General features: G+C 24.9%; 22 protein-coding genes and 2 pseudogenes. 16 read left to right on the top strand and 8 right to left on the bottom strand.

What is annotated here, in order from left to right:
- The first annotated feature begins 60 nt into the window (after positions 1-60).
- From ACOBME_RS09150 to ACOBME_RS09140, 3 genes and pseudogenes are all read left to right on the top strand, one after another.
- The gene (locus tag ACOBME_RS09150; protein WP_338963247.1) at positions 61-1,023 is read left to right on the top strand and encodes an IS1/IS1595 family N-terminal zinc-binding domain-containing protein; all 963 of its coding nucleotides are present in this window, start codon (positions 61-63) and stop codon (positions 1,021-1,023) included.
- A 57-nt stretch (positions 1,024-1,080) separates the two neighbouring features.
- Positions 1,081-1,860, top strand: coding sequence for a transposase (locus ACOBME_RS09145; RefSeq protein WP_419335011.1), 780 nt, complete (start codon positions 1,081-1,083; stop codon positions 1,858-1,860).
- A 101-nt stretch (positions 1,861-1,961) separates the two neighbouring features.
- Positions 1,962-3,344 (top strand): annotated as a pseudogene (locus ACOBME_RS09140) (spiroplasma phage ORF1-like family protein); the annotation flags it as partial.
- 345 nt (positions 3,345-3,689) lie between these two features.
- Here the strand turns inward: ACOBME_RS09140 and ACOBME_RS09135 are convergent.
- Entirely contained in the window at positions 3,690-3,797 is a 108-nt protein-coding gene (locus tag ACOBME_RS09135; protein ID WP_338963303.1) for a lipoprotein, read from the bottom strand.
- A 119-nt stretch (positions 3,798-3,916) separates the two neighbouring features.
- On the opposite strand from ACOBME_RS09135, the gene ACOBME_RS09130 reads away from it, so the two are divergent.
- From ACOBME_RS09130 to ACOBME_RS09120, 3 genes and pseudogenes are all read left to right on the top strand, one after another.
- On the top strand, positions 3,917-4,888 hold the full coding sequence (locus ACOBME_RS09130) for an IS30 family transposase (protein ID WP_338965834.1): 972 nt from the start codon (positions 3,917-3,919) through the stop codon (positions 4,886-4,888).
- Positions 4,889-5,078: 190 nt separating this feature from the next.
- On the top strand, positions 5,079-6,041 hold the full coding sequence (locus ACOBME_RS09125; protein WP_338963247.1) for an IS1/IS1595 family N-terminal zinc-binding domain-containing protein: 963 nt from the start codon (positions 5,079-5,081) through the stop codon (positions 6,039-6,041).
- 101 nt (positions 6,042-6,142) lie between these two features.
- A pseudogene (locus tag ACOBME_RS09120) lies at positions 6,143-7,525 on the top strand (spiroplasma phage ORF1-like family protein); the annotation flags it as partial.
- 256 nt (positions 7,526-7,781) lie between these two features.
- Here ACOBME_RS09120 and ACOBME_RS09115 read toward each other — a convergent pair.
- Complete coding sequence (locus tag ACOBME_RS09115) at positions 7,782-7,979, bottom strand: lipoprotein (protein WP_419335009.1); 198 nt, start codon at positions 7,977-7,979, stop codon at positions 7,782-7,784.
- Between the two features lie 119 nt (positions 7,980-8,098).
- On the opposite strand from ACOBME_RS09115, the gene ACOBME_RS09110 reads away from it, so the two are divergent.
- On the top strand, positions 8,099-9,070 hold the full coding sequence (locus ACOBME_RS09110; RefSeq protein ID WP_338965834.1) for an IS30 family transposase: 972 nt from the start codon (positions 8,099-8,101) through the stop codon (positions 9,068-9,070).
- 190 nt (positions 9,071-9,260) lie between these two features.
- Positions 9,261-10,223, top strand: a complete 963-nt coding sequence (locus ACOBME_RS09105) for a transposase (RefSeq protein ID WP_419335007.1) — start codon at positions 9,261-9,263, stop codon at positions 10,221-10,223.
- Between the two features lie 155 nt (positions 10,224-10,378).
- Here ACOBME_RS09105 and recD2 read toward each other — a convergent pair whose 3' ends face one another.
- The 3 genes from recD2 to ACOBME_RS09090 all read right to left on the bottom strand — a co-directional run bounded on the left by recD2 (position 10,379) and on the right by ACOBME_RS09090 (position 15,545).
- The gene (gene recD2 / locus ACOBME_RS09100) at positions 10,379-12,529 is read right to left on the bottom strand and encodes an SF1B family DNA helicase RecD2 (RefSeq protein ID WP_338965861.1); all 2,151 of its coding nucleotides are present in this window, start codon (positions 12,527-12,529) and stop codon (positions 10,379-10,381) included.
- 15 nt (positions 12,530-12,544) lie between these two features.
- The gene (mnmA, locus tag ACOBME_RS09095) at positions 12,545-13,678 is read right to left on the bottom strand and encodes a tRNA 2-thiouridine(34) synthase MnmA (RefSeq protein ID WP_419335005.1); all 1,134 of its coding nucleotides are present in this window, start codon (positions 13,676-13,678) and stop codon (positions 12,545-12,547) included.
- A 76-nt stretch (positions 13,679-13,754) separates the two neighbouring features.
- A complete protein-coding gene (locus ACOBME_RS09090; RefSeq protein WP_419335003.1) occupies positions 13,755-15,545 on the bottom strand; it encodes an ABC transporter permease in 1,791 nt (596 codons plus the stop codon).
- 313 nt (positions 15,546-15,858) lie between these two features.
- On the opposite strand from ACOBME_RS09090, the gene ACOBME_RS09085 reads away from it, so the two are divergent.
- Positions 15,859-16,821 (top strand): IS1/IS1595 family N-terminal zinc-binding domain-containing protein, encoded by a 963-nt coding sequence (locus ACOBME_RS09085; protein ID WP_338963578.1) that lies wholly within the window; start codon positions 15,859-15,861, stop codon positions 16,819-16,821.
- Positions 16,822-17,174: 353 nt separating this feature from the next.
- On the opposite strand, the gene ACOBME_RS09080 is transcribed toward ACOBME_RS09085, so the two are convergent.
- The 3 genes from ACOBME_RS09080 to ACOBME_RS09070 all read right to left on the bottom strand — a co-directional run bounded on the left by ACOBME_RS09080 (position 17,175) and on the right by ACOBME_RS09070 (position 18,647).
- The gene (locus ACOBME_RS09080; protein WP_338965852.1) at positions 17,175-17,564 is read right to left on the bottom strand and encodes a hypothetical protein; all 390 of its coding nucleotides are present in this window, start codon (positions 17,562-17,564) and stop codon (positions 17,175-17,177) included.
- Positions 17,565-17,726: 162 nt separating this feature from the next.
- Positions 17,727-18,323, bottom strand: coding sequence for a hypothetical protein (locus ACOBME_RS09075; RefSeq protein ID WP_338965850.1), 597 nt, complete (start codon positions 18,321-18,323; stop codon positions 17,727-17,729).
- An 87-nt stretch (positions 18,324-18,410) separates the two neighbouring features.
- Positions 18,411-18,647: a lipoprotein gene (locus ACOBME_RS09070; RefSeq protein WP_338965848.1), complete on the bottom strand. Its 237-nt coding sequence runs from the start codon at positions 18,645-18,647 to the stop codon at positions 18,411-18,413.
- 620 nt (positions 18,648-19,267) lie between these two features.
- Here ACOBME_RS09070 and ACOBME_RS09065 point away from each other — a divergent pair.
- The 7 genes from ACOBME_RS09065 to ACOBME_RS09035 are packed head-to-tail and all read left to right on the top strand — an operon-like array spanning position 19,268 to position 22,286.
- Entirely contained in the window at positions 19,268-19,555 is a 288-nt protein-coding gene (locus tag ACOBME_RS09065) for a hypothetical protein (protein WP_338965847.1), read from the top strand.
- Complete coding sequence (locus ACOBME_RS09060) at positions 19,548-19,712, top strand: hypothetical protein (RefSeq protein ID WP_338965846.1); 165 nt, start codon at positions 19,548-19,550, stop codon at positions 19,710-19,712. The genes ACOBME_RS09065 and ACOBME_RS09060 overlap by 8 nt, the downstream gene beginning before the upstream one ends.
- Before the next feature lie 2 nt (positions 19,713-19,714).
- Entirely contained in the window at positions 19,715-19,933 is a 219-nt protein-coding gene (locus ACOBME_RS09055; RefSeq protein WP_338965845.1) for a hypothetical protein, read from the top strand.
- A 3-nt stretch (positions 19,934-19,936) separates the two neighbouring features.
- Positions 19,937-20,887 (top strand): DNA (cytosine-5-)-methyltransferase, encoded by a 951-nt coding sequence (dcm, locus tag ACOBME_RS09050; protein ID WP_338965844.1) that lies wholly within the window; start codon positions 19,937-19,939, stop codon positions 20,885-20,887.
- The gene (locus ACOBME_RS09045) at positions 20,871-21,149 is read left to right on the top strand and encodes a hypothetical protein (protein WP_338965841.1); all 279 of its coding nucleotides are present in this window, start codon (positions 20,871-20,873) and stop codon (positions 21,147-21,149) included. The genes dcm and ACOBME_RS09045 overlap by 17 nt, the downstream gene beginning before the upstream one ends.
- Entirely contained in the window at positions 21,136-21,579 is a 444-nt protein-coding gene (locus ACOBME_RS09040) for a hypothetical protein (RefSeq protein ID WP_338965839.1), read from the top strand. Before ACOBME_RS09045 ends, ACOBME_RS09040 begins: the two co-directional genes overlap by 14 nt.
- On the top strand, positions 21,579-22,286 hold the full coding sequence (locus ACOBME_RS09035; protein WP_338965837.1) for a hypothetical protein: 708 nt from the start codon (positions 21,579-21,581) through the stop codon (positions 22,284-22,286). Before ACOBME_RS09040 ends, ACOBME_RS09035 begins: the two co-directional genes overlap by 1 nt.
- Positions 22,287-22,376: the final 90 nt, after the last annotated feature.

The raw sequence follows: 22,376 nt of genomic DNA, 5'->3' as shown, positions 1-22,376 counted from the left end.
TGATATTTATAAAATATACCTAAAATTAGGTATATTTTTAATATATAGAGAGGTAAATAAATGATGAAAAAAATAATTACAGAATTAATAAATAGCTTAACAGATGATCAATTTTTAGAATTTTATGAAAAAATAAAACAACAAGCAGACTTAATTAAAAAACAAAAACGTTTAAATGAAATTGATCAAAAATTTAGAGATAAAGGCATTATATGTCCTAATTGCAAATCTTTTCATTGTGTTAAAAATGGTCATAATTCCGAAGGAAAACAAAAATATTTATGTAAAAAATGTCGTGCTAGTTTTGATGCATTTCGTCATCATTTTACTTATTGAAGTCATTTAAATTATGAACAGTGAAATTTATTAATTCAAATTTCATTGTTAGGACAATCTAGTAAAATAATTTCTCGTTTTATTAAAACAACCCCAAAAACCGCTTGATATAATCGACAAAAATTAATGCAATCAAAACAATTAGAAAATACACAGTTAAAATTTAAAAAATTAAATGGTCAAATCCAAATGGATGAAACATTTATTAAAGAAATTCATAAAGGCAATTTTAAAGATAAATTTGATAAACGAAAAACTCATCTCGATCCATTTTCAACTGATACCAAATGCTGTATTCAAATGGCAGTTGATAGCAATAATAATATTTTTGTTCAATCCACCAATACCAAAAGATTACAAAAACAATGGATTATTGAAAATATGAATAAGCAACTAATTAAAGAAAAATCAATAATTATTTCTGATATGCAACCACTATATTTATTAGTAGCAAAACAAACAAATTCTACTCTATATTCCACCAAAACTAGTACAAACCCTGATACTAGTTATCAAAAGTTAAATAAGATTAGTAAATTACAATCCAGTCTTAAAGAAGCCTTAATTCATTATCATGGTTTGGGTTTCACTAATATTCAAAATTATTTAAAGCTCTGAAAATGAAAATACCAACACAAAGGTTTAACACCAAACCAACAATCAACGGTATTATATTTTAACGTTTAAAAAATTTAAAGCAAAATCATAATCTTACACAAAATTAGTTTTCAAATTGTCATATTGATGATTTTTTTTATTTCATCAAGAGTTTTCGACAAAATTAAAGAAAAATGTCGTGCTAGTTTTGATGCATTTCGTCATCATTTTACTTATTGAAGTCATTTAAATTATGAACAGTGAAATTTATTAATTCAAATTTCATTGTTAGGACAATCTAGTAAAATAATTTCTCGTTTTATTAAAACAACCCCAAAAACCGCTTGATATAATCGACAAAAATTAATGCAATCAAAACAATTAGAAAATACACAGTTAAAATTTAAAAAATTAAATGGTCAAATCCAAATGGATGAAACATTTATTAAAGAAATTCATAAAGGCAATTTTAAAGATAAATTTGATAAACGAAAAACTCATCTCGATCCATTTTCAACTGATACCAAATGCTGTATTCAAATGGCAGTTGATAGCAATAATAATATTTTTGTTCAATCCACCAATACCAAAAGATTACAAAAACAATGGATTATTGAAAATATGAATAAGCAACTAATTAAAGAAAAATCAATAATTATTTCTGATATGCAACCACTATATTTATTAGTAGCAAAACAAACAAATTCTACTCTATATTCCACCAAAACTAGTACAAACCCTGATACTAGTTATCAAAAGTTAAATAAGATTAGTAAATTACAATCCAGTCTTAAAGAAGCCTTAATTCATTATCATGGTTTGGGTTTCACTAATATTCAAAATTATTTAAAGCTCTGAAAATGAAAATACCAACACAAAGGTTTAACACCAAACCAACAATCAACGGTATTATATTTTAACGTTTAAAAAATTTAAAGCAAAATCATAATCTTACACAAAATTAGTTTTCAAATTGTCATATTGATGATTTTTTTTATTTCATCAAGAGTTTTCGACAAAATTAAAGTTCTTTTTTGCTTAAATATATTGATGTTATTGTACAAGAAAATATCCGAATTCAGCAAGGTGGTAATCCAAACTATGATGACCCAAATTTGGGTAGTGAAAGAATAATTTTTGATTTTGAAATTATTAATAATATGGAAAAATTAGATTGAAAACCTGATGTTATTTTAACTAGAAAATCAATTTATCGGATGATTTTAACAATTGATGAAAATAAAAATATTGTTGCATATAGTTTAGAATTAACACATTTTAAACAATATTGGGATGGTAATAATGCAAATAGTTATCGGTATACTGATGATTTAGGTTTTTTGTTTACTTTTATGAAAGAAAAAGAAGATACTTTTAATTTTAGTGCTGAAACATATAATTATAATCAAGGTAATTCTCCTAATATTGGTAAAATGGTTTTTGAACAGATGAAAGGTCAAATTGATATTAATAAATTTTTAAAAGCCTTTTTTACCCATGCTTTGGTACCTGTATTTCAAAATCGCAGTAATTTTATTGAAAGTGGTTATATTGATAATTTACAGTATGATACTGTTTTAATTAATTTTTTTGGTTTAAAATTGATTAATTTTAGAGATGTTTTAATTGATGAAACTAATACTAATAAAAATCAATTTGAAAAACTATTAAATAGTATGTTTACGGTTTCCCAAAATTTTTATAAAGATTATTTACGAACAATTTTTGATTTAGAAAATGATACTTATTTACAAGGATATAATAAAAAATATGGTTTATTAGTAAATAATGGTTTTAAAATTTATCCTCGTTATTTTTATTTTTCTGATAAATACAATCAATTAGACATTAAATTGTATTCAGCATTTAAAAATCGTTTTTATAACACAAATTATGGAGATGTATTTAATTATGATTTTTCAGTTGCAAATAATTATAATATTAATCAAAATGAAGGTTATGTTTTTGAAGGTGCTTTAAAAGATAAATACGGTTTAAAATACAAAAAAATTGAAGAACAAAAAATCGGTTATAATGTTTTTGAATTACAAGCCCAAAAAGAAAATGATATGTACCGTTATTGTGATTTTAATTTTGGAATTTATAACTGACAAGAAATAAATAATGGCGGGTTGTTTCCTGATGGACAATGATGACAAGCCCAATATGAAAGTTGTAGTTGATATAATTTAGCGTGTCATATAAAAAATGCTGCAATTTGAATTGTAAATAATATTCCCGGTGTTAAACAAGTAAACGAATTAGCAAGCGGTGTTGGTAAAATATTTCAAACAATATATAGTTTTTTTAGTCAAACATTTGAGGTATGAAAATTTAGTCCAGCATTATATAATACAATAACAAATATATTCCTATTAATTATCTTTATGAAGTTTGTTAGATTAATTTAAAAAAGGACTTGTTAGTCCTTTTATTCTTTTCAATCAATTATTAATCCCGTGTCTTTATTAATTTCTGGTATTTGTGGTTCATTGTTTTTATTTCAACGATATACTAAATTATAGTTTCAAATAAAATCTGAATCATTTTTTAAGTGTTGTCATCAAGTGTTTTGATTATTAATAAAATTATTATCAAAATAAAATTTTGTCGTTATATAATTATTTTCATATTTATTTATATAAAAATATCATTTATTAGTAGCAGTTAAAAACTCTTTATTAGGCGCCTGTGTTCTAGGAATATTAGTTCATTTGCTATTTTCTGGTAGTTGTTGTGGTTATGGTGTAGGTTTATTACCCCCCCCCGTTTTCATTATTATTTGGTTTTTCACAACTAATTAATGTTGTTGTACTTGTTGCTGTTAATCCGATTACTCCTAAAATACTTAGTAACTTTTTCATATTTTACTTCTCCTTTATTAAAATTACTTGAATGCTATAATTGATTTTATCATATATCAATAATGTATTAAATAATTTTAATATTAAATTTATAAATTAATGAAAGGTATATAAATGTTATGTATAGTCATTTAAGTTTTATTGATAGGGTTAAATTGGAAAAATTATTATTATCAAAATTATTTTTAAAAAAGAATGGTGAAATAAATATTGCACAAATTGCTAAATGTTTGAACAGAAATCGTAGTACTATTTTGCGAGAAATTAAGCGTTTTAAAACTATTGATGAATATAGTGCTTATAAGTCAGATAAAATGTATTATGAGAAAAGAAAAAAGAATAATAAAAGATATAAGTTTACAGAAGAACAATTAAATTTTATTAATATAAGATTTAATGTTTATCGTGATTCTCCATCACAACTTATTAATCGTTATTTTCTAAAGTTTGGTATTAAATTTCCTGTTTGTGTTAAAACATTGTATAAATGAATTCGTTTGGGTTTTTATGGTTTTTTAAAACAGAATTTACGTCATCGTGGTAAAAAATATAAAACAAAAGGAAAATTTGATAATCGTGGTAAATTAATTAATTTTAAATCAATATGAGATATTGAGAATAAAGAGACTGATGTTGGTTGATTTGAAATGGATACCGTAGTTGGAAAAGAGCATCAATATAGTAATTTGGTTTTAGTTGAACAAAATAGTAAAAGTTATTTTGTTATGAAATTAAAAAATCATACTGCTAATGAAGTTGTGGAAAAGTTTAAAGATATTGTTATAAGTAATAATTTATTTGGGAAAATTAAAGGAATAATAACTGATAGAGGAAAAGAATTTAGTAAATGAAGAGAATTAGAAATATTTGCTGAAACACAAGTTTATTTTTGTGACCCTGGTAAACCACAACAAAAACCATTAATTGAATATATGAATTCTGAACTTAGACAATGATTTCCTAAGGGAACTGATTTTAATAATGTTAGTCAACAAAAAATAAATTGAGTAGTTAATGTTATAAATGATAAATTAAGGCCTGTTCTTAATTGAAAAACAGCAAAAGAGGTATTTTCAGATAATTTTAAATAGGTTTATTTGAAGTAATTTAATAAATTATTTTTTAGTGTGCTTAATTTTCCTTAAAATAAAATAAAAACTATAAATATTTTGATTTTTAAAAATTTATAATTGATTTTTTACTTTAATTTTGTCGAAAACTCTTGATATTTATAAAATATACCTAAAATTAGGTATATTTTTAATATATAGAGGTAAATAAATGATGAAAAAAATAATTACAGAATTAATAAATAGCTTAACAGATGATCAATTTTTAGAATTTTATGAAAAAATAAAACAACAAGCAGACTTAATTAAAAAACAAAAACGTTTAAATGAAATTGATCAAAAATTTAGAGATAAAGGCATTATATGTCCTAATTGCAAATCTTTTCATTGTGTTAAAAATGGTCATAATTCCGAAGGAAAACAAAAATATTTATGTAAAAAATGTCGTGCTAGTTTTGATGCATTTCGTCATCATTTTACTTATTGAAGTCATTTAAATTATGAACAGTGAAATTTATTAATTCAAATTTCATTGTTAGGACAATCTAGTAAAATAATTTCTCGTTTTATTAAAACAACCCCAAAAACCGCTTGATATAATCGACAAAAATTAATGCAATCAAAACAATTAGAAAATACACAGTTAAAATTTAAAAAATTAAATGGTCAAATCCAAATGGATGAAACATTTATTAAAGAAATTCATAAAGGCAATTTTAAAGATAAATTTGATAAACGAAAAACTCATCTCGATCCATTTTCAACTGATACCAAATGCTGTATTCAAATGGCAGTTGATAGCAATAATAATATTTTTGTTCAATCCACCAATACCAAAAGATTACAAAAACAATGGATTATTGAAAATATGAATAAGCAACTAATTAAAGAAAAATCAATAATTATTTCTGATATGCAACCACTATATTTATTAGTAGCAAAACAAACAAATTCTACTCTATATTCCACCAAAACTAGTACAAACCCTGATACTAGTTATCAAAAGTTAAATAAGATTAGTAAATTACAATCCAGTCTTAAAGAAGCCTTAATTCATTATCATGGTTTGGGTTTCACTAATATTCAAAATTATTTAAAGCTCTGAAAATGAAAATACCAACACAAAGGTTTAACACCAAACCAACAATCAACGGTATTATATTTTAACGTTTAAAAAATTTAAAGCAAAATCATAATCTTACACAAAATTAGTTTTCAAATTGTCATATTGATGATTTTTTTTATTTCATCAAGAGTTTTCGACAAAATTAAAGTTCTTTTTTGCTTAAATATATTGATGTTATTGTACAAGAAAATATCCGAATTCAGCAAGGTGGTAATCCAAACTATGATGACCCAAATTTGGGTAGTGAAAGAATAATTTTTGATTTTGAAATTATTAATAATATGGAAAAATTAGATTGAAAACCTGATGTTATTTTAACTAGAAAATCAATTTATCGGATGATTTTAACAATTGATGAAAATAAAAATATTGTTGCATATAGTTTAGAATTAACACATTTTAAACAATATTGGGATGGTAATAATGCAAATAGTTATCGGTATACTGATGATTTAGGTTTTTTGTTTACTTTTATGAAAGAAAAAGAAGATACTTTTAATTTTAGTGCTGAAACATATAATTATAATCAAGGTAATTCTCCTAATATTGGTAAAATGGTTTTTGAACAGATGAAAGGTCAAATTGATATTAATAAATTTTTAAAAGCCTTTTTTACCCATGCTTTGGTACCTGTATTTCAAAATCGCAGTAATTTTATTGAAAGTGGTTATATTGATAATTTACAGTATGATACTGTTTTAATTAATTTTTTTGGTTTAAAATTGATTAATTTTAGAGATGTTTTAATTGATGAAACTAATACTAATAAAAATCAATTTGAAAAACTATTAAATAGTATGTTTACGGTTTCCCAAAATTTTTATAAAGATTATTTACGAACAATTTTTGATTTAGAAAATGATACTTATTTACAAGGATATAATAAAAAATATGGTTTATTAGTAAATAATGGTTTTAAAATTTATCCTCGTTATTTTTATTTTTCTGATAAATACAATCAATTAGACATTAAATTGTATTCAGCATTTAAAAATCGTTTTTATAACACAAATTATGGAGATGTATTTAATTATGATTTTTCAGTTGCAAATAATTATAATATTAATCAAAATGAAGGTTATGTTTTTGAAGGTGCTTTAAAAGATAAATACGGTTTAAAATACAAAAAAATTGAAGAACAAAAAATCGGTTATAATGTTTTTGAATTACAAGCCCAAAAAGAAAATGATATGTACCGTTATTGTGATTTTAATTTTGGAATTTATAACTGACAAGAAATAAATAATGGCGGGTTGTTTCCTGATGGACAATGATGACAAGCCCAATATGAAAGTTGTAGTTGATATAATTTAGCGTGTCATATAAAAAATGCTGCAATTTGAATTGTAAATAATATTCCCGGTGTTAAACAAGTAAACGAATTAGCAAGCGGTGTTGGTAAAATATTTCAAACAATATATAGTTTTTTTAGTCAAACATTTGAGGTATGAAAATTTAGTCCAGCATTATATAATACAATAACAAATATATTCCTATTAATTATCTTTATGAAGTTTGTTAGATTAATTTAAAAAAGGACTTGTTAGTCCTTTTATTCTTTTCAATCAATTATTAATCCCGTGTCTTTATTAATTTCTGGTATTTGTGGTTCATTGTTTTTATTTCAACGATATACTAAATTATAGTTTCAAATAAAATCTGAATCATTTTTTAAGTGTTGTCATCAAGTGTTTTGATTATTAATAAAATTATTATCAAAATAAAATTTTGTCGTTATATAATTATTTTCATATTTATTTATATAAAAATATCATTTATTAGTAGCAGTTAAAAACTCTTTATTAGGCGCCTGTGTTCTAGGAATATTAGTTCATTTGCTATTTTCTGGTAGTTGTTGTGGTTATGGTGTAGGTTTATTACCCCCCCCCCGTTTTCATTATTATTTGGTTTTTCACAACTAATTAATGTTGTTGTACTTGTTGCTGTTAATCCGATTACTCCTAAAATACTTAGTAACTTTTTCATATTTTACTTCTCCTTTATTAAAATTACTTGAATGCTATAATTGATTTTATCATATATCAATAATGTATTAAATAATTTTAATATTAAATTTATAAATTAATGAAAGGTATATAAATGTTATGTATAGTCATTTAAGTTTTATTGATAGGGTTAAATTGGAAAAATTATTATTATCAAAATTATTTTTAAAAAAGAATGGTGAAATAAATATTGCACAAATTGCTAAATGTTTGAACAGAAATCGTAGTACTATTTTGCGAGAAATTAAGCGTTTTAAAACTATTGATGAATATAGTGCTTATAAGTCAGATAAAATGTATTATGAGAAAAGAAAAAAGAATAATAAAAGATATAAGTTTACAGAAGAACAATTAAATTTTATTAATATAAGATTTAATGTTTATCGTGATTCTCCATCACAACTTATTAATCGTTATTTTCTAAAGTTTGGTATTAAATTTCCTGTTTGTGTTAAAACATTGTATAAATGAATTCGTTTGGGTTTTTATGGTTTTTTAAAACAGAATTTACGTCATCGTGGTAAAAAATATAAAACAAAAGGAAAATTTGATAATCGTGGTAAATTAATTAATTTTAAATCAATATGAGATATTGAGAATAAAGAGACTGATGTTGGTTGATTTGAAATGGATACCGTAGTTGGAAAAGAGCATCAATATAGTAATTTGGTTTTAGTTGAACAAAATAGTAAAAGTTATTTTGTTATGAAATTAAAAAATCATACTGCTAATGAAGTTGTGGAAAAGTTTAAAGATATTGTTATAAGTAATAATTTATTTGGGAAAATTAAAGGAATAATAACTGATAGAGGAAAAGAATTTAGTAAATGAAGAGAATTAGAAATATTTGCTGAAACACAAGTTTATTTTTGTGACCCTGGTAAACCACAACAAAAACCATTAATTGAATATATGAATTCTGAACTTAGACAATGATTTCCTAAGGGAACTGATTTTAATAATGTTAGTCAACAAAAAATAAATTGAGTAGTTAATGTTATAAATGATAAATTAAGGCCTGTTCTTAATTGAAAAACAGCAAAAGAGGTATTTTCAGATAATTTTAAATAGGTTTATTTGAAGTAATTTAATAAATTATTTTTTAGTGTGCTTAATTTTCCTTAAAATAAAATAAAAACTATAAATATTTTGATTTTTAAAAATTTATAATTGATTTTTTACTTTAATTTTGTCGAAAACTCTTGATATTTATAAAATATACCTAAAATTAGGTATATTTTTAATATATAGAGGTAAATAAATGATGAAAAAAATAATTACAGAATTAATAAATAGCTTAACAGATGATCAATTTTTAGAATTTTATGAAAAAATAAAACAACAAGCAGACTTAATTAAAAAACAAAAACGTTTAAATGAAATTGATCAAAAATTTAGAGATAAAGGCATTATATGTCCTAATTGCAAATCTTTTCATTGTGTTAAAAATGGTCATAATTCCGAAGGAAAACAAAAATATTTATGTAAAAAATGTCGTGCTAGTTTTGATGCATTTCGTCATCATTTTACTTATTGAAGTCATTTAAATTATGAACAGTGAAATTTATTAATTCAAATTTCATTGTTAGGACAATCTAGTAAAATAATTTCTCGTTTTATTAAAACAACCCCAAAAACCGCTTGATATAATCGACAAAAATTAATGCAATCAAAACAATTAGAAAATACACAGTTAAAATTTAAAAAATTAAATGGTCAAATCCAAATGGATGAAACATTTATTAAAGAAATTCATAAAGGCAATTTTAAAGATAAATTTGATAAACGAAAAACTCATCTCGATCCATTTTCAACTGATACCAAATGCTGTATTCAAATGGCAGTTGATAGCAATAATAATATTTTTGTTCAATCCACCAATACCAAAAGATTACAAAAACAATGGATTATTGAAAATATGAATAAGCAACTAATTAAAGAAAAATCAATAATTATTTCTTATATGCAACCACTATATTTATTAGTAGCAAAACAAACAAATTCTACTCTATATTCCACCAAAACTAGTACAAACCCTGATACTAGTTATCAAAAGTTAAATAAGATTAGTAAATTACAATCCAGTCTTAAAGAAGCCTTAATTCATTATCATGGTTTGGGTTTCACTAATATTCAAAATTATTTAAAGCTCTGAAAATGAAAATACCAACACAAAGGTTTAACACCAAACCAACAATCAACGGTATTATATTTTAACGTTTAAAAAATTTAAAGCAAAATCATAATCTTACACAAAATTAGTTTTCAAATTGTCATATTGATGATTTTTTTTATTTCATCAAGAGTTTTCGACAAAATTAAAGATTTTTTATGATTTTTATTGTATTATTTGACTAATAAGATTTGTTGCACTTCATTTTACATAATTCCTCTAAGAACTTCTTCTAGCGTTGTTCGTCGTTTTTGCGGCAAATTATTAACACCTTGCAAAAAAGCTCTTTGTTCGCCAATTAAATATAAATTTGTTTTTGCTCGATTAATTGCAGTATATATTAAATTCCGTTTTAACATCATTCAAAAACTTTTAGTGATAACAAAAATGATATTATCATATTCACTTCCTTGCAATTTGTGCACACTACATGCATAAGCTAAAGTAATATCGTAATACATTTCTTTACTATATTCAACAATATTGTCATATTTTATTAATAAAACATCGTTAAAGTTTCTATCTTTTTTAATATCAACAATAACTCCAACATCACCATTATAAATTTCCAACTCGGGACGATTTTTTAATTGCATTACTTTATCATTAACCCGAAAAATCCGATGACCAATTTTAATCTCTTTTTGGCCATAAGAACGATTTATTTTATCTTGTAAATAAGTGTTTAACATGTTAATGCCAACAGGACCATTATACATCGGAGCAATTACTTGAATTGCATTATAATCTCCTGCTTTTTCTTCATTTAGTTTCTGATATAAATCACCAATTGTTGTTAATAATAAATGAGGATCAGTTTCTTCAATAAAAGTTAAATCTTTTTTGTTTAGTAAATCATATTCAAAATGGTCTTGCTCAATCGCATAACTTAATTCCAAAATATCATTTCCTGCTTCTTGGCGGTAAACTTCTTCTAACTTAATGACATTGAAAACATCACTTTGGATAATATCACGTAAAGTGTTACCGCAAGCAACAGAAGGCAACTGATTTGGATCACCAATTAAAATTAATTTTCGTAAATTTAAACTAGCTTTGGCAATTTGAGCTAATAACAAACTATCAACCATACTAACTTCATCTAAAATTAAAATATCATTTTCTAACGGATTACTTTCATTATAAAAAAACTGATTTGTAATTGCATCATATTTCAATAATTTATGAATCGTTAAGGCTTTTTGTCCTGTTTTTTCGCGCAATCGTTTTGCTGCCTTTCCGGTTGGTGCTGCTAAAACAATTTTTGATTGTTGATAAACTTGCTTTAAAATACTAACAATTCCATCAACTACAGTTGTTTTACCAGTTCCTGGACCACCAATAATTACTAAAAAATTGGAATGAACAGCGGCTTTGATTGCTTTCGTTTGATTTGCATTGTAACTAATTTGTTTCTTGCTTGTTAACTTCTCTAAATGCTTTACTAGTTTTTCTTCATCATATTGATCCGTTGAATTTAGACCACTTAACATGGCAGCAATATTTAACTCACTATGATATATTTCTGCAACATAAATTTTATCATTTTTAAAAATTAGTAAGTTGATTTCTTTACTATATTTTAACCCCGCTAAAATAGATTCTTTTGTTAAATCATTAAAATGTTTTTGTAAAATAGCTGTTAATTCATCTAATGTTAAATAAGTATCACCAGTATTATTACAAAATTCTTTTGCTAAATATCAGGCATAATAACCAATTCGAATATCACTAAGCGGGTCTTGGTCAAACGCTAAATAAATTTGATCAATTATTTTGAATGAAATATTATCTTTTAACAGTAATGAATAAGGGTCTTTTGTTAATAAAGCATAAATTTGATCAACATTATATTTTGTTTTTAATAATGATAAAACTTGCAAAGACAACCCTTTTTGATTAAATTGATGGTTTAATTCATCATCTTGGCTCATTTCGTTAAATGATTTTGCAATAATATCCGCTTGTTTAGTAGTAACTCCTGGAATTTGTTTTAGTTCTAAAATATTGGCCTTAATTTTACTAACAATATCGTTTCCATAATAATCAATAATACTTTGTGCTGTTTTTGCTCCGATTGTTGGAAACAAACTACTTGTTAAGTATTTCAAAACTTCATCATTGCTTTGGGGTCCAATTTGTTTTAATTCTTTAACTTCAAAATTTTGACCATAACGATTATTATAAACAAATTCACCAGTTAATTCGTATAATTGATCAGGTTGTAACGTTGCTAAAAAACCTTTAATAAAGATAAAATGGGTTTTATCTTTTTCTAATTGAAATTTACAAATCCGATAACCATTCTTTGATTCAAAAACAATTAATTTTAAATAACCACGTATCTTTTCAGCCATTACAATATTCCTTTCTTATAAGTAACATAGTTTTTGATCATTTAAATAAACTTCATTAATTGTTCCACCACCAATACAAACATCACCATCATAAAAAACAGCAGCTTGACCAGGAGTTATCGCTTTTACTTTATTATCAAAATGAACAAGACATTTGTCATCACTTAAAACCGTTACTTTAACTGGAATATCTTTTTGGCGATAACGAAATTTTGCTGTAGAGTTAAACTGATCAGTTTTCAGTGTATTAATTCAATTAACATCTGTTACAAGACAACTAGTTGAATATAGTCATTTTTCTTCACTACTTTTTGCCACATATAAAATATTTTTTGCCGCATTTTTGCCAGCAACAAAATAAGGTTCTGTCATCCCCCCTAAATTTAATCCTCGTCGTTGCCCAATTGTATAATACATAATACCATTATGTGTTCCAACAACTTCTTTTGTTTCAATATCAACAATCGGACCATTTTGATTTGGAATATAATTTTGCAAAAAGTTTTTAAAATCACGTTCACCAATAAAACAAATTCCAGTTGAATCTTTTTTATTTGCTGTTATTAAATTTTGTGCATTAGCAATTTCTCGAACTTCTTTTTTGGTTAAATTTCCTAACGGAAAAATTGTTTTTGCTAATTGATGTTGATTTAATTGACTTAAAAAATAAGTCTGATCCTTGTCACCATCGACTCCTCGTAATAATTGATATTCATTTATTTCTTGATTAAATTGTACCCGCGCATAATGCCCCATTGCAATAAAATCAGCTTGATAATTATTAATCGCATACTTTAAAAAATAATCAAATTTAATATATTTATTACATAAAATATCTGGGTTTGGTGTTCGTCCTTTTTGATACTCACTAATAAAATATTCAAAGACATATTCTCAATACTCTTTAATAAAATCAACGCGATGTAATGGCACTTTCAAAGCAGCACTAACTTTTGCTGCGTCATTATAATCAACTTCTTGGGGGCAAATTGGATTATTGATTGCCTTATTCCCTAAAATATCATTATTTAATTGACTATCTCAATTTCGCATAAACAGCCCTTCAACTTGATAGCCAGCTTGTTGTAATAAATATAAGCTAACAGAAGAGTCAACACCTCCCGATAAGCCGACAACAACTTTTTCCATTTATAATCACTTCCCTTAATAATATAATTAGCAATATTATTTTAACATTAAAACACTAAGTTTAAAAAACTTAGTGTTATCTTTTTTGACGCTTTAAGAATAAAATCCCTATTAACATTAAGATATTTGCTAATATTAAAAAACTATAACTAATAATTTGCATTATACCACTTGTTAACAGAAAAGTATTATTATTGTAAAAATAACCATACAAAGCAATTCCAATTACACTTCCTAATAATAATAAACCAAAAGGTAAAAGCAAATATAATTGAATTTTAAAATTAGGAATAACACAGAATGGTAAAATAATAACAATAGCATAGATACTAAGCAAGATAATTATAAACAACCGGCTCGGTAAAAAATAATCTTGGTTAGTTTGAATAAAATCAAATTCTCCAAAAGTTGTTGTAATAAAATTATATAAATCCAATGATGAATTATTAATTCAATTATTAAAGATTAAAAAAGCACCACATAAAAGAATTAGACCAACAACAGCAATAATCCGTGCTGTTAAAATCGTTGGATTACGTCATGTAATAATGTTATTTTTCGTAATTTTACTAATTCTTTGTCTTCCGTTTGGTAATCGTTGAATTTGATAACTATTGCTAAAAAAAGTTGCTGGTTGAACATCATTTTTTTGCTTTTCTTGATTTAGATCCTCATCGTTGGATTTTACCTGCTTCTTTGCACGAATTCGTTTAATTTTAACATTTTTAATTGGTTTGCTTGGTTTAACAGTTGACTCTACTGTATCAAACAAACTTGCATAAAAATTATTGATTCGATAGTTTCCTACTGGTTCATCAATTTCAATTGCCCGTGGTATTTCAGTTTCAGACTCATCTTTTTGCGTTATTGGCAAAGAACCTATCTTTTCTTCTTCTTTTGGGGTTATTTCTTCTTGATGATAATATTTATTAGTCGTATGATCAAGTCCTAAATTTGGTCGTTTTGTGATATCCCATTCCATAACATCAGCTTCATCATAAACCTCCGAACCGCTACCAAATGCGACGTTTAAGTTAATCCCTTTAGCTTCTGGTTTAGATCTTGGTTGTTCAGGCTCGTTTGTCTGCGGTTTTTTTGCTTCTTCCTTAATTAAGTTTATTTTATTATTAAAAAGCGGTTGTGATTTTTTTCAAGATGAACTTTCTGTATTTTTAGTTTTATTATTATAACTTTGTGTCACAATAACATCTTTTTTTGGAATTGGATTAACGGCACTAACCTTCGGAAAATGTGTTGATAAAATTGATTTTGGTTTTAAAACAGGTTTATTTTCAACAATTGTCTCATTTGTTTTCCGAGCTGTTTCCTGTTCTGTTTTTTGGACAATTTTTTGAGCAATAGCACGCGCTTGTGCTTTTAAGTCTGTTCGATCAACATCAATCTGATCATCTTTAAGAACACGATGAACTGGATTGTTATTATTAAAATGGGTTAAATCAATCTTTTTGCTCATCACTGGCGGTTCTTGTAAATGGTTATCATTATGAAAAGGTGCTTTTTCATCAAATGTTGTTTTTATTCGATCTAACCGTTGGTGAAAACTTGTCTTTTCTTGTTCTAACTGTTCTGTTTGAGTATGCAAAACTTTTAACGCGTCAGGATTATCAAGATTTAAATTTAATTCTCGGCATTGGGTTAATGAAGAAGGATAATTTTGTGGCATCATTTGTGTTGGGACAGATGAGTTTGATGCAAAAAAACCATTATTAAAAAAATGGCTATTTTCACCACCAAAAAAATGTGACTTAGCAATTAAAGAAGGCTCTTGACAATCAGAATGCTGATTGTTAAGAAGGCCTTGCTTAATTGGTTTAATTTTTAAAATTTTAATGTCATTGCTCTTCATTATTTAGCACCCACTTTAATTTAACCCCAAAACTCTATGTAATAATTATATCCTAAAATCGCCAAAAAATAAAGCGTTGTTGGTGTTTTGACCGCTTTATGTTGGAATAAAGTAAGTGTTTGTTTAGTAGACATAAATTTAATGCTTTTTATTTATAAAAGCATTAGCAAGACTTGTCTTTTTAAGTTAAGATAATTAAACCACGAATTTTTATATTCTGCAACAACAAAATACTTTAATTTTGTCGAAAACTCTTGATATTTATAAAATATACCTAAAATTAGGTATATTTTTAATATATAGAGGTAAATAAATGATGAAAAAAATAATTACAGAATTAATAAATAGCTTAACAGATGATCAATTTTTAGAATTTTATGAAAAAATAAAACAACAAGCAGACTTAATTAAAAAACAAAAACGTTTAAATGAAATTGATCAAAAATTTAGAGATAAAGGCATTATATGTCCTAATTGCAAATCTTTTCATTGTGTTAAAAATGGTCATAATTCCGAAGGAAAACAAAAATATTTATGTAAAAAATGTCGTGCTAGTTTTGATGCATTTCGTCATCATTTTACTTATTGAAGTCATTTAAATTATGAACAGTGAAATTTATTAATTCAAATTTCATTGTTAGGACAATCTAGTAAAATAATTTCTCGTTTTATTAAAACAACCCCAAAAACCGCTTGATATAATCGACAAAAATTAATGCAATCAAAACAATTAGAAAATACACAGTTAAAATTTAAAAAATTAAATGGTCAAATCCAAATGGATGAAACATTTATTAAAGAAATTCATAAAGGCAATTTTAAAGATAAATTTGATAAACGAAAAACTCATCTCGATCCATTTTCAACTGATACCAAATGCTGTATTCAAATGGCAGTTGATAGCAATAATAATATTTTTGTTCAATCCACCAATACCAAAAGATTACAAAAACAATGGATTATTGAAAATATGAATAAGCAACTAATTAAAGAAAAATCAATAATTATTTCTGATATGAAACCACTATATTTATTAGTAGCAAAACAAACAAATTCTACTCTATATTCCACCAAAACTAGTACAAACCCTGATACTAGTTATCAAAAGTTAAATAAGATTAGTAAATTACAATCCAGTCTTAAAGAAGCCTTAATTCATTATCATGGTTTGGGTTTCACTAATATTCAAAATTATTTAAAGCTCTGAAAATGAAAATACCAACACAAAGGTTTAACACCAAACCAACAATCAACGGTATTATATTTTAACGTTTAAAAAATTTAAAGCAAAATCATAATCTTACACAAAATTAGTTTTCAAATTGTCATATTGATGATTTTTTTTATTTCATCAAGAGTTTTCGACAAAATTAAAGCTTGTCTTTATTAAAGATTTATATTTATAAAGTTGCAAAAAATAACAACAAAACAAGTTAATAATCCTAAAGAAAAAATGAGTCTAAATTAAACCCATTTTTAAATTAAAGCCACAATTGTTGATTAAATTTAAGGTTATTTTTTTACATTGGTGAACCATGTGGTTTAAACGCAATATTTCACTTATCAACTGGTCAAGGGGTATAATAAATGTTATTGGTTGTTGAATTAACCCCAAATTGGAACCCTAAATTATAATTCTGGTAAATTTGGTATATCACGACGCATTACAATGTCTTTGTTACTAAATGTTGATACTCAAAACTTATCAAGATCTGGTAATGTTTGATTTTTAGGATCTTCTTTAAATTTTTTTAATAAAACACTTCATATTTTTTTATAAGTATATGTTTGTGGATCATCAAACATCATTTCATGCAACTTTGGTTCTAACTGAATTCTTCCTTCAGTATAACGCTTGATATCTCACGTAATTTGATAATACTTGTAAAAAGTCGCAATAATCCGCCCAAAGTTTTTAATTTTATTAATCATTCCGTCACGAGTAATTCCAATATTAATATAAAAAGGTTTTCCATCATTTAAGACAACCCCAGCTAAAGGAATCCCAGCAACTAACACTTTTGCTAAGTTAACCTTAAATTGCCCTAACTGTAATTTTGGACCAGTTTTACTTGTTAAAATGTTTAATTTTTCCCCATAATATGTTAAAAAATTTTCTGGTGTTAATTTATCTGGGGCATAACCAGTATTAACCCAAGTATATTTTTCATCTTCTGGTAATTATGGTGTCACCCCATTTGTATCAGGATTAATAATTGAATTTAATAACGCTAAAATTTCTTCATCATGAGCATAAGTAATACTATCTCGAATATCACCAAGTCCAGAATCCGCTTGTAACGCCGTACTTAATTCATTTTGAACAATTGTATCTAGAATACTATGATCATAAGCATAATTTAAATCAAAATTATCATAAATGTTTCGATAAGCTGGATTTTGATCGACAATAATATCACCACCATTTGTATTAAAAAATTTAACAATTGCTTTTGAAACTGCCCCAGTTACAGCTGTTAGAATTTTTTTCATCCGCACACCATCATTGGTAATTGCATATTGAAAGGTAAAAGGCATACCAGTTTCTAAGGATTTAAATTTAACCTTTAGTTGCAATTTAAAATCCAAGCGAACTCCTTTTAAACCATTCGTGTCAACATTTGTTAATGTTCCTAATTTATTAATATCAATATAGTTTAAAGTAAATTTCATATCACTCTGATCAGTTGCCATTGGGACACTATCTGGATAATAGTTTGAATAGTCATCAGCAATTTTACGATTAAGATTATCAAAAACAGCTAAAAAACCATTCACTAACGCCTATAAAGCTGGTTCCACTTGTTGATCATTACGATCTGATTTTTGAGATGGTTTTGCAGCACTTACCATTGAAAATAAGTTTTAAAATTCCGGGATTGAATAATCATTAATATCGATTAGTGTTTTTTCAGTCGCATATTGCTGAAAACTATCAGCAATATGTTTTGTAATTGTATTTAAAATTTTTAAATCCCCTTGATAATCAAGGCCGCCCCCATCAGCTTGTTCAGGATTACTTTTTATTGTACAGCTAATAATAGTATTAACTGCTGTTGTTGTTAAAGATAAGCCCGTTAACAAAGTTAATATTTTTTTCATATTTTATACCTCCACTAGTTTTTCATCAGTTATGAAATTATTATAAGATGTAGAATAAAGGATGAAATAGGAAAAATCAACTCTTTAATAAGAGTTGATTTTTTTATTTAAAAATTAACTTTAAAAATTAAATATATTGGTTCTACAATTATTTAATTTACAATTATATATTTTTAGTGGAAGGGTTCCCCAACATGACATTTTGTCAGTAAAGAAACCACTAGAACTGTTAACTTGTTTTTTGCGATTTTGTAATTAATGATTTTGATTAAGATAAACAGATAATGCTGTATTCATAACTTTTAATTAACAAGAATAAAAATAAAATCGTGTGCGTAGGGGTTGATTAACTTTTAAGAACTGGGCAAGTATTTCTTAATTAATCTACTAGAGGGGACTTGATGAGGAGGTACTTACAACTACAAACACCTACAAATTGTAGAACATTGTAGTTAATTTACCAAAAATTACCAAAATTATAGGAGGTTTATATGAAAAAGTTAAATAAAAAAACTATTAATAAATTAAATCAATTAATGCTTAAAAGTTATGCAGTCTCATTTGAAGATATGACTGATGAACATTGAGCATTAGGTAAACAGAATTAGGAGGAATTAAAAATGTCATATTGTATTGGTGATTACTTAAATGAAAAATGAATTAATAATAAAGCATTAAAAATTAGTAATAAATATATTATTTATGCACAAATTGATAGTGATAATGAAAATTTAGAATTAAATTTATATCTTAAATTTGGTAATGAAGAACGCTGGGTGGGCAATGTTTTGTTGCCAACAAATTTTTACTTGAATTTGAAATGATATCAAATTAATGAAGTTAAAGGTTTAATTAGTGATTATTTAGAAGATGAAGAAGCAGATTACGAGGTGATAAATTATGAATAAAAGATACTTATTAGTAATTAATACTAAATATACAACAAATACTTTATTTTTTTATACATTAGAAGAAACAAAAATTACAGCGGAAGAAAACTCTTCTTTTAGAACAACTATTATTGATTTAGAAAATGAAAATATTAAATGACAAGGAGTTGAATAATAATGATGAATTTAAAAGATTTATTAAATGAAATGTTTGATAATTACCCAGATTGTTATAAAGATTGTGGTTTAGCAATTGTGGATCGTTATGAAATTGAAGTTGAAAATAAAAAATTAACACCCGAAGAAATAGATAATTTAACACATTTATATTTTGACAAACCTAAAAATAATTATATTGGAAATGAAGATAATGAAAAAGTTGATAAAATTGAGTAATTTATGTTTAAAATAATAGAATTATTTGCAGGTATTGGCACTCCTCGTAGAGCATTAGAACTTGCAAATATTCCACATAAAACTATATGATTTAGTGAAATTGATAATTATGCAGAACAATCATATCGAGCAATCTATAATGATTACAAAACACCAAACTTAAATGATATTACTAAAATTGATGTAGCAAATCTTACAAAGGAAAAAATTGACATTATTATTGGTGGTTGACCTTGTCAAGATATATCAAAAGCAGGTTTTTTAAAAGGAATGGATAAAGATAGTGGTACTAGGTCGAGTTTATTATGAGATACATTAAAAATCATTAAATTTTATAAACCTAAATGAATTATTAACGAAAATATTGATAATGTATTAAGTGAAAAAAACTTTAAGAATATTCAAAAATATTGTGAATATCTTAATAATCTTGGATATGAAACAGATTATAAAATATTAAATGCAAAAGATTATGGAATACCACAAAAACGCAAAAGAATATTTATTATAAGTAAATTAAATGAAAATTGAATATGAAAATTCCCTTGACCAACTCAAAAACTATTAGAATATCAATTTAAAGATATTGTAAATTGAACTATTCCAGGTAATAAAGAAATTCCAAAAGGAACAACTTTCCATAATGGTTTTATTCTATTAAATGGTACACGTAATAGTTGAGATTATTGTCCAAATGCTGATGAAAAATTATATCCTACTTTAACTACAAAAGCAGATAGAACCAAAGTTCTATTAAATGATAAATATCGTTATTTAACAACAGATGAAATGACTTTATTAATGGGTTATACATTAAATGATTTAGAAAAAATGTTAAGTGTTAATAGCAAAAGTCAAATTCAAAAACAATTAGGTAATTCAATAGTACCAAATGTATTAAAATATATATTTTTAAATTTAGTAAAGGAGAATGAAAATGACAAAAACAGTTAAAGAATTAATTCAATGATTTGAAGAAAAATTAAATTTTCTTAATGAAAATGAGTATACATATTTAGATTTTGAAATTACAGATACAGAATTGGAAGAAACAATTGATATCTTACAAGCATATGAAAATGAACTTGCTGAAAAAGATAAAGAAATTGAATTACTAACTAAAAAATATAGTTTTGTTTCACAATATGCTAAAACAGCAGCGTTACATATTGAAGATAAATTATCAAGAAAGGAAGAAGATAATGAAAACATTTAAAGAATGAATAGATGAAATAATAATACATTATTCGGAAACATCATTTCCAGTTCCACCTTATCAAATTTTAGGATTAATTGAAGAATTTAAAATATTTTATAAAAATGAAATTAGTAATGCAATTAAAAATGAACAAATGACATTTGATTGATTAAGAGATATAATTGCTAAAAAAGATAAAGAAATTAATTTTTTTAAACAACAATTAGAACTGGCATATAATTTAAATAAAAATTTAGAAACGAAACAATTATATAAAGAAGATTTTACAGAATTTTATGTTTGTGAACAACACGCTATAAATTTAGATAATTGTAAATGTAATATTATCTGATATTGAAATAATACAAATGATAACTTTAGAATTAAATGATTATTAAAAGACAATTCAGAATATGACAAATTAGAAAGTAAAGAGGAGGAAGAATAATGAGTGATACTGTTAAGAATACTGTTAAAAATGTAATATATCCATTTTCAATAAAAGGATCAGATTTTGAAAATTTATCAATGCTAGCGTTACCTATTAAAAATTGAATTGATGAAAACGGGCAGGAATTTGCAGATTTTATTATGCGACATCGTAATCTTTGAAATGCTACTAATTATGAAAATATCCATTTAAAAGATATGCCATCAGCGATGGATAAAGTTGATATATTATTTCGCGAACCACTACAATTAATTAAAAATTTTAAAGATGAATTAAATCGAATTCGTACTAATATTATTACATTTGAAAATTATTTACAAAATCATAAAATTGAAATTAAAAATAATATGACACAAGCACGAATCCAAAAACAAAAAGAATTATTTAAAGAAGAGGAATTAAAAAAACAAGCATTAATTGAAGAAGCTAATAATTTAAGTGAAGATATGGGGCTTGATATGGATCAAATTCAAGATGAGCAAGTTCGTGTAATGGAAGAAATTGAGCAAATTGATAAATCACTTGATCCAAAACAACTTAAAAAAGTTGGTATTAATATAATTAAAGAAAAATTATTAGTTAAAGATATTGAAGTAATTGGAATTGATGAAGATTTTGTAGAAAATGCTAATCAATATGAATTAAAGCAATTAATTAAATATTTAATTGTTGATGAAAAGTTATTTAAAACAGGAATTATGTAAAATGAAGTGCAACAAATCTTATTAGTCAAATAATACAATAAAAATCATAAAAAATCAATTATAAATTTTTAAAAATCAAAATATTTATAG

Origin of the sequence: Spiroplasma endosymbiont of Sarcophaga variegata, from assembly GCF_965178695.1 — a bacterium.
Taxonomy (GTDB): domain Bacteria; phylum Bacillota_I; class Bacilli_A; order Mycoplasmatales; family Mycoplasmataceae; genus Spiroplasma; species Spiroplasma poulsonii.
The sequence above is the reverse complement of the archived record's forward strand: the minus strand, read 5'-3'. Positions and strand labels throughout refer to the sequence as shown.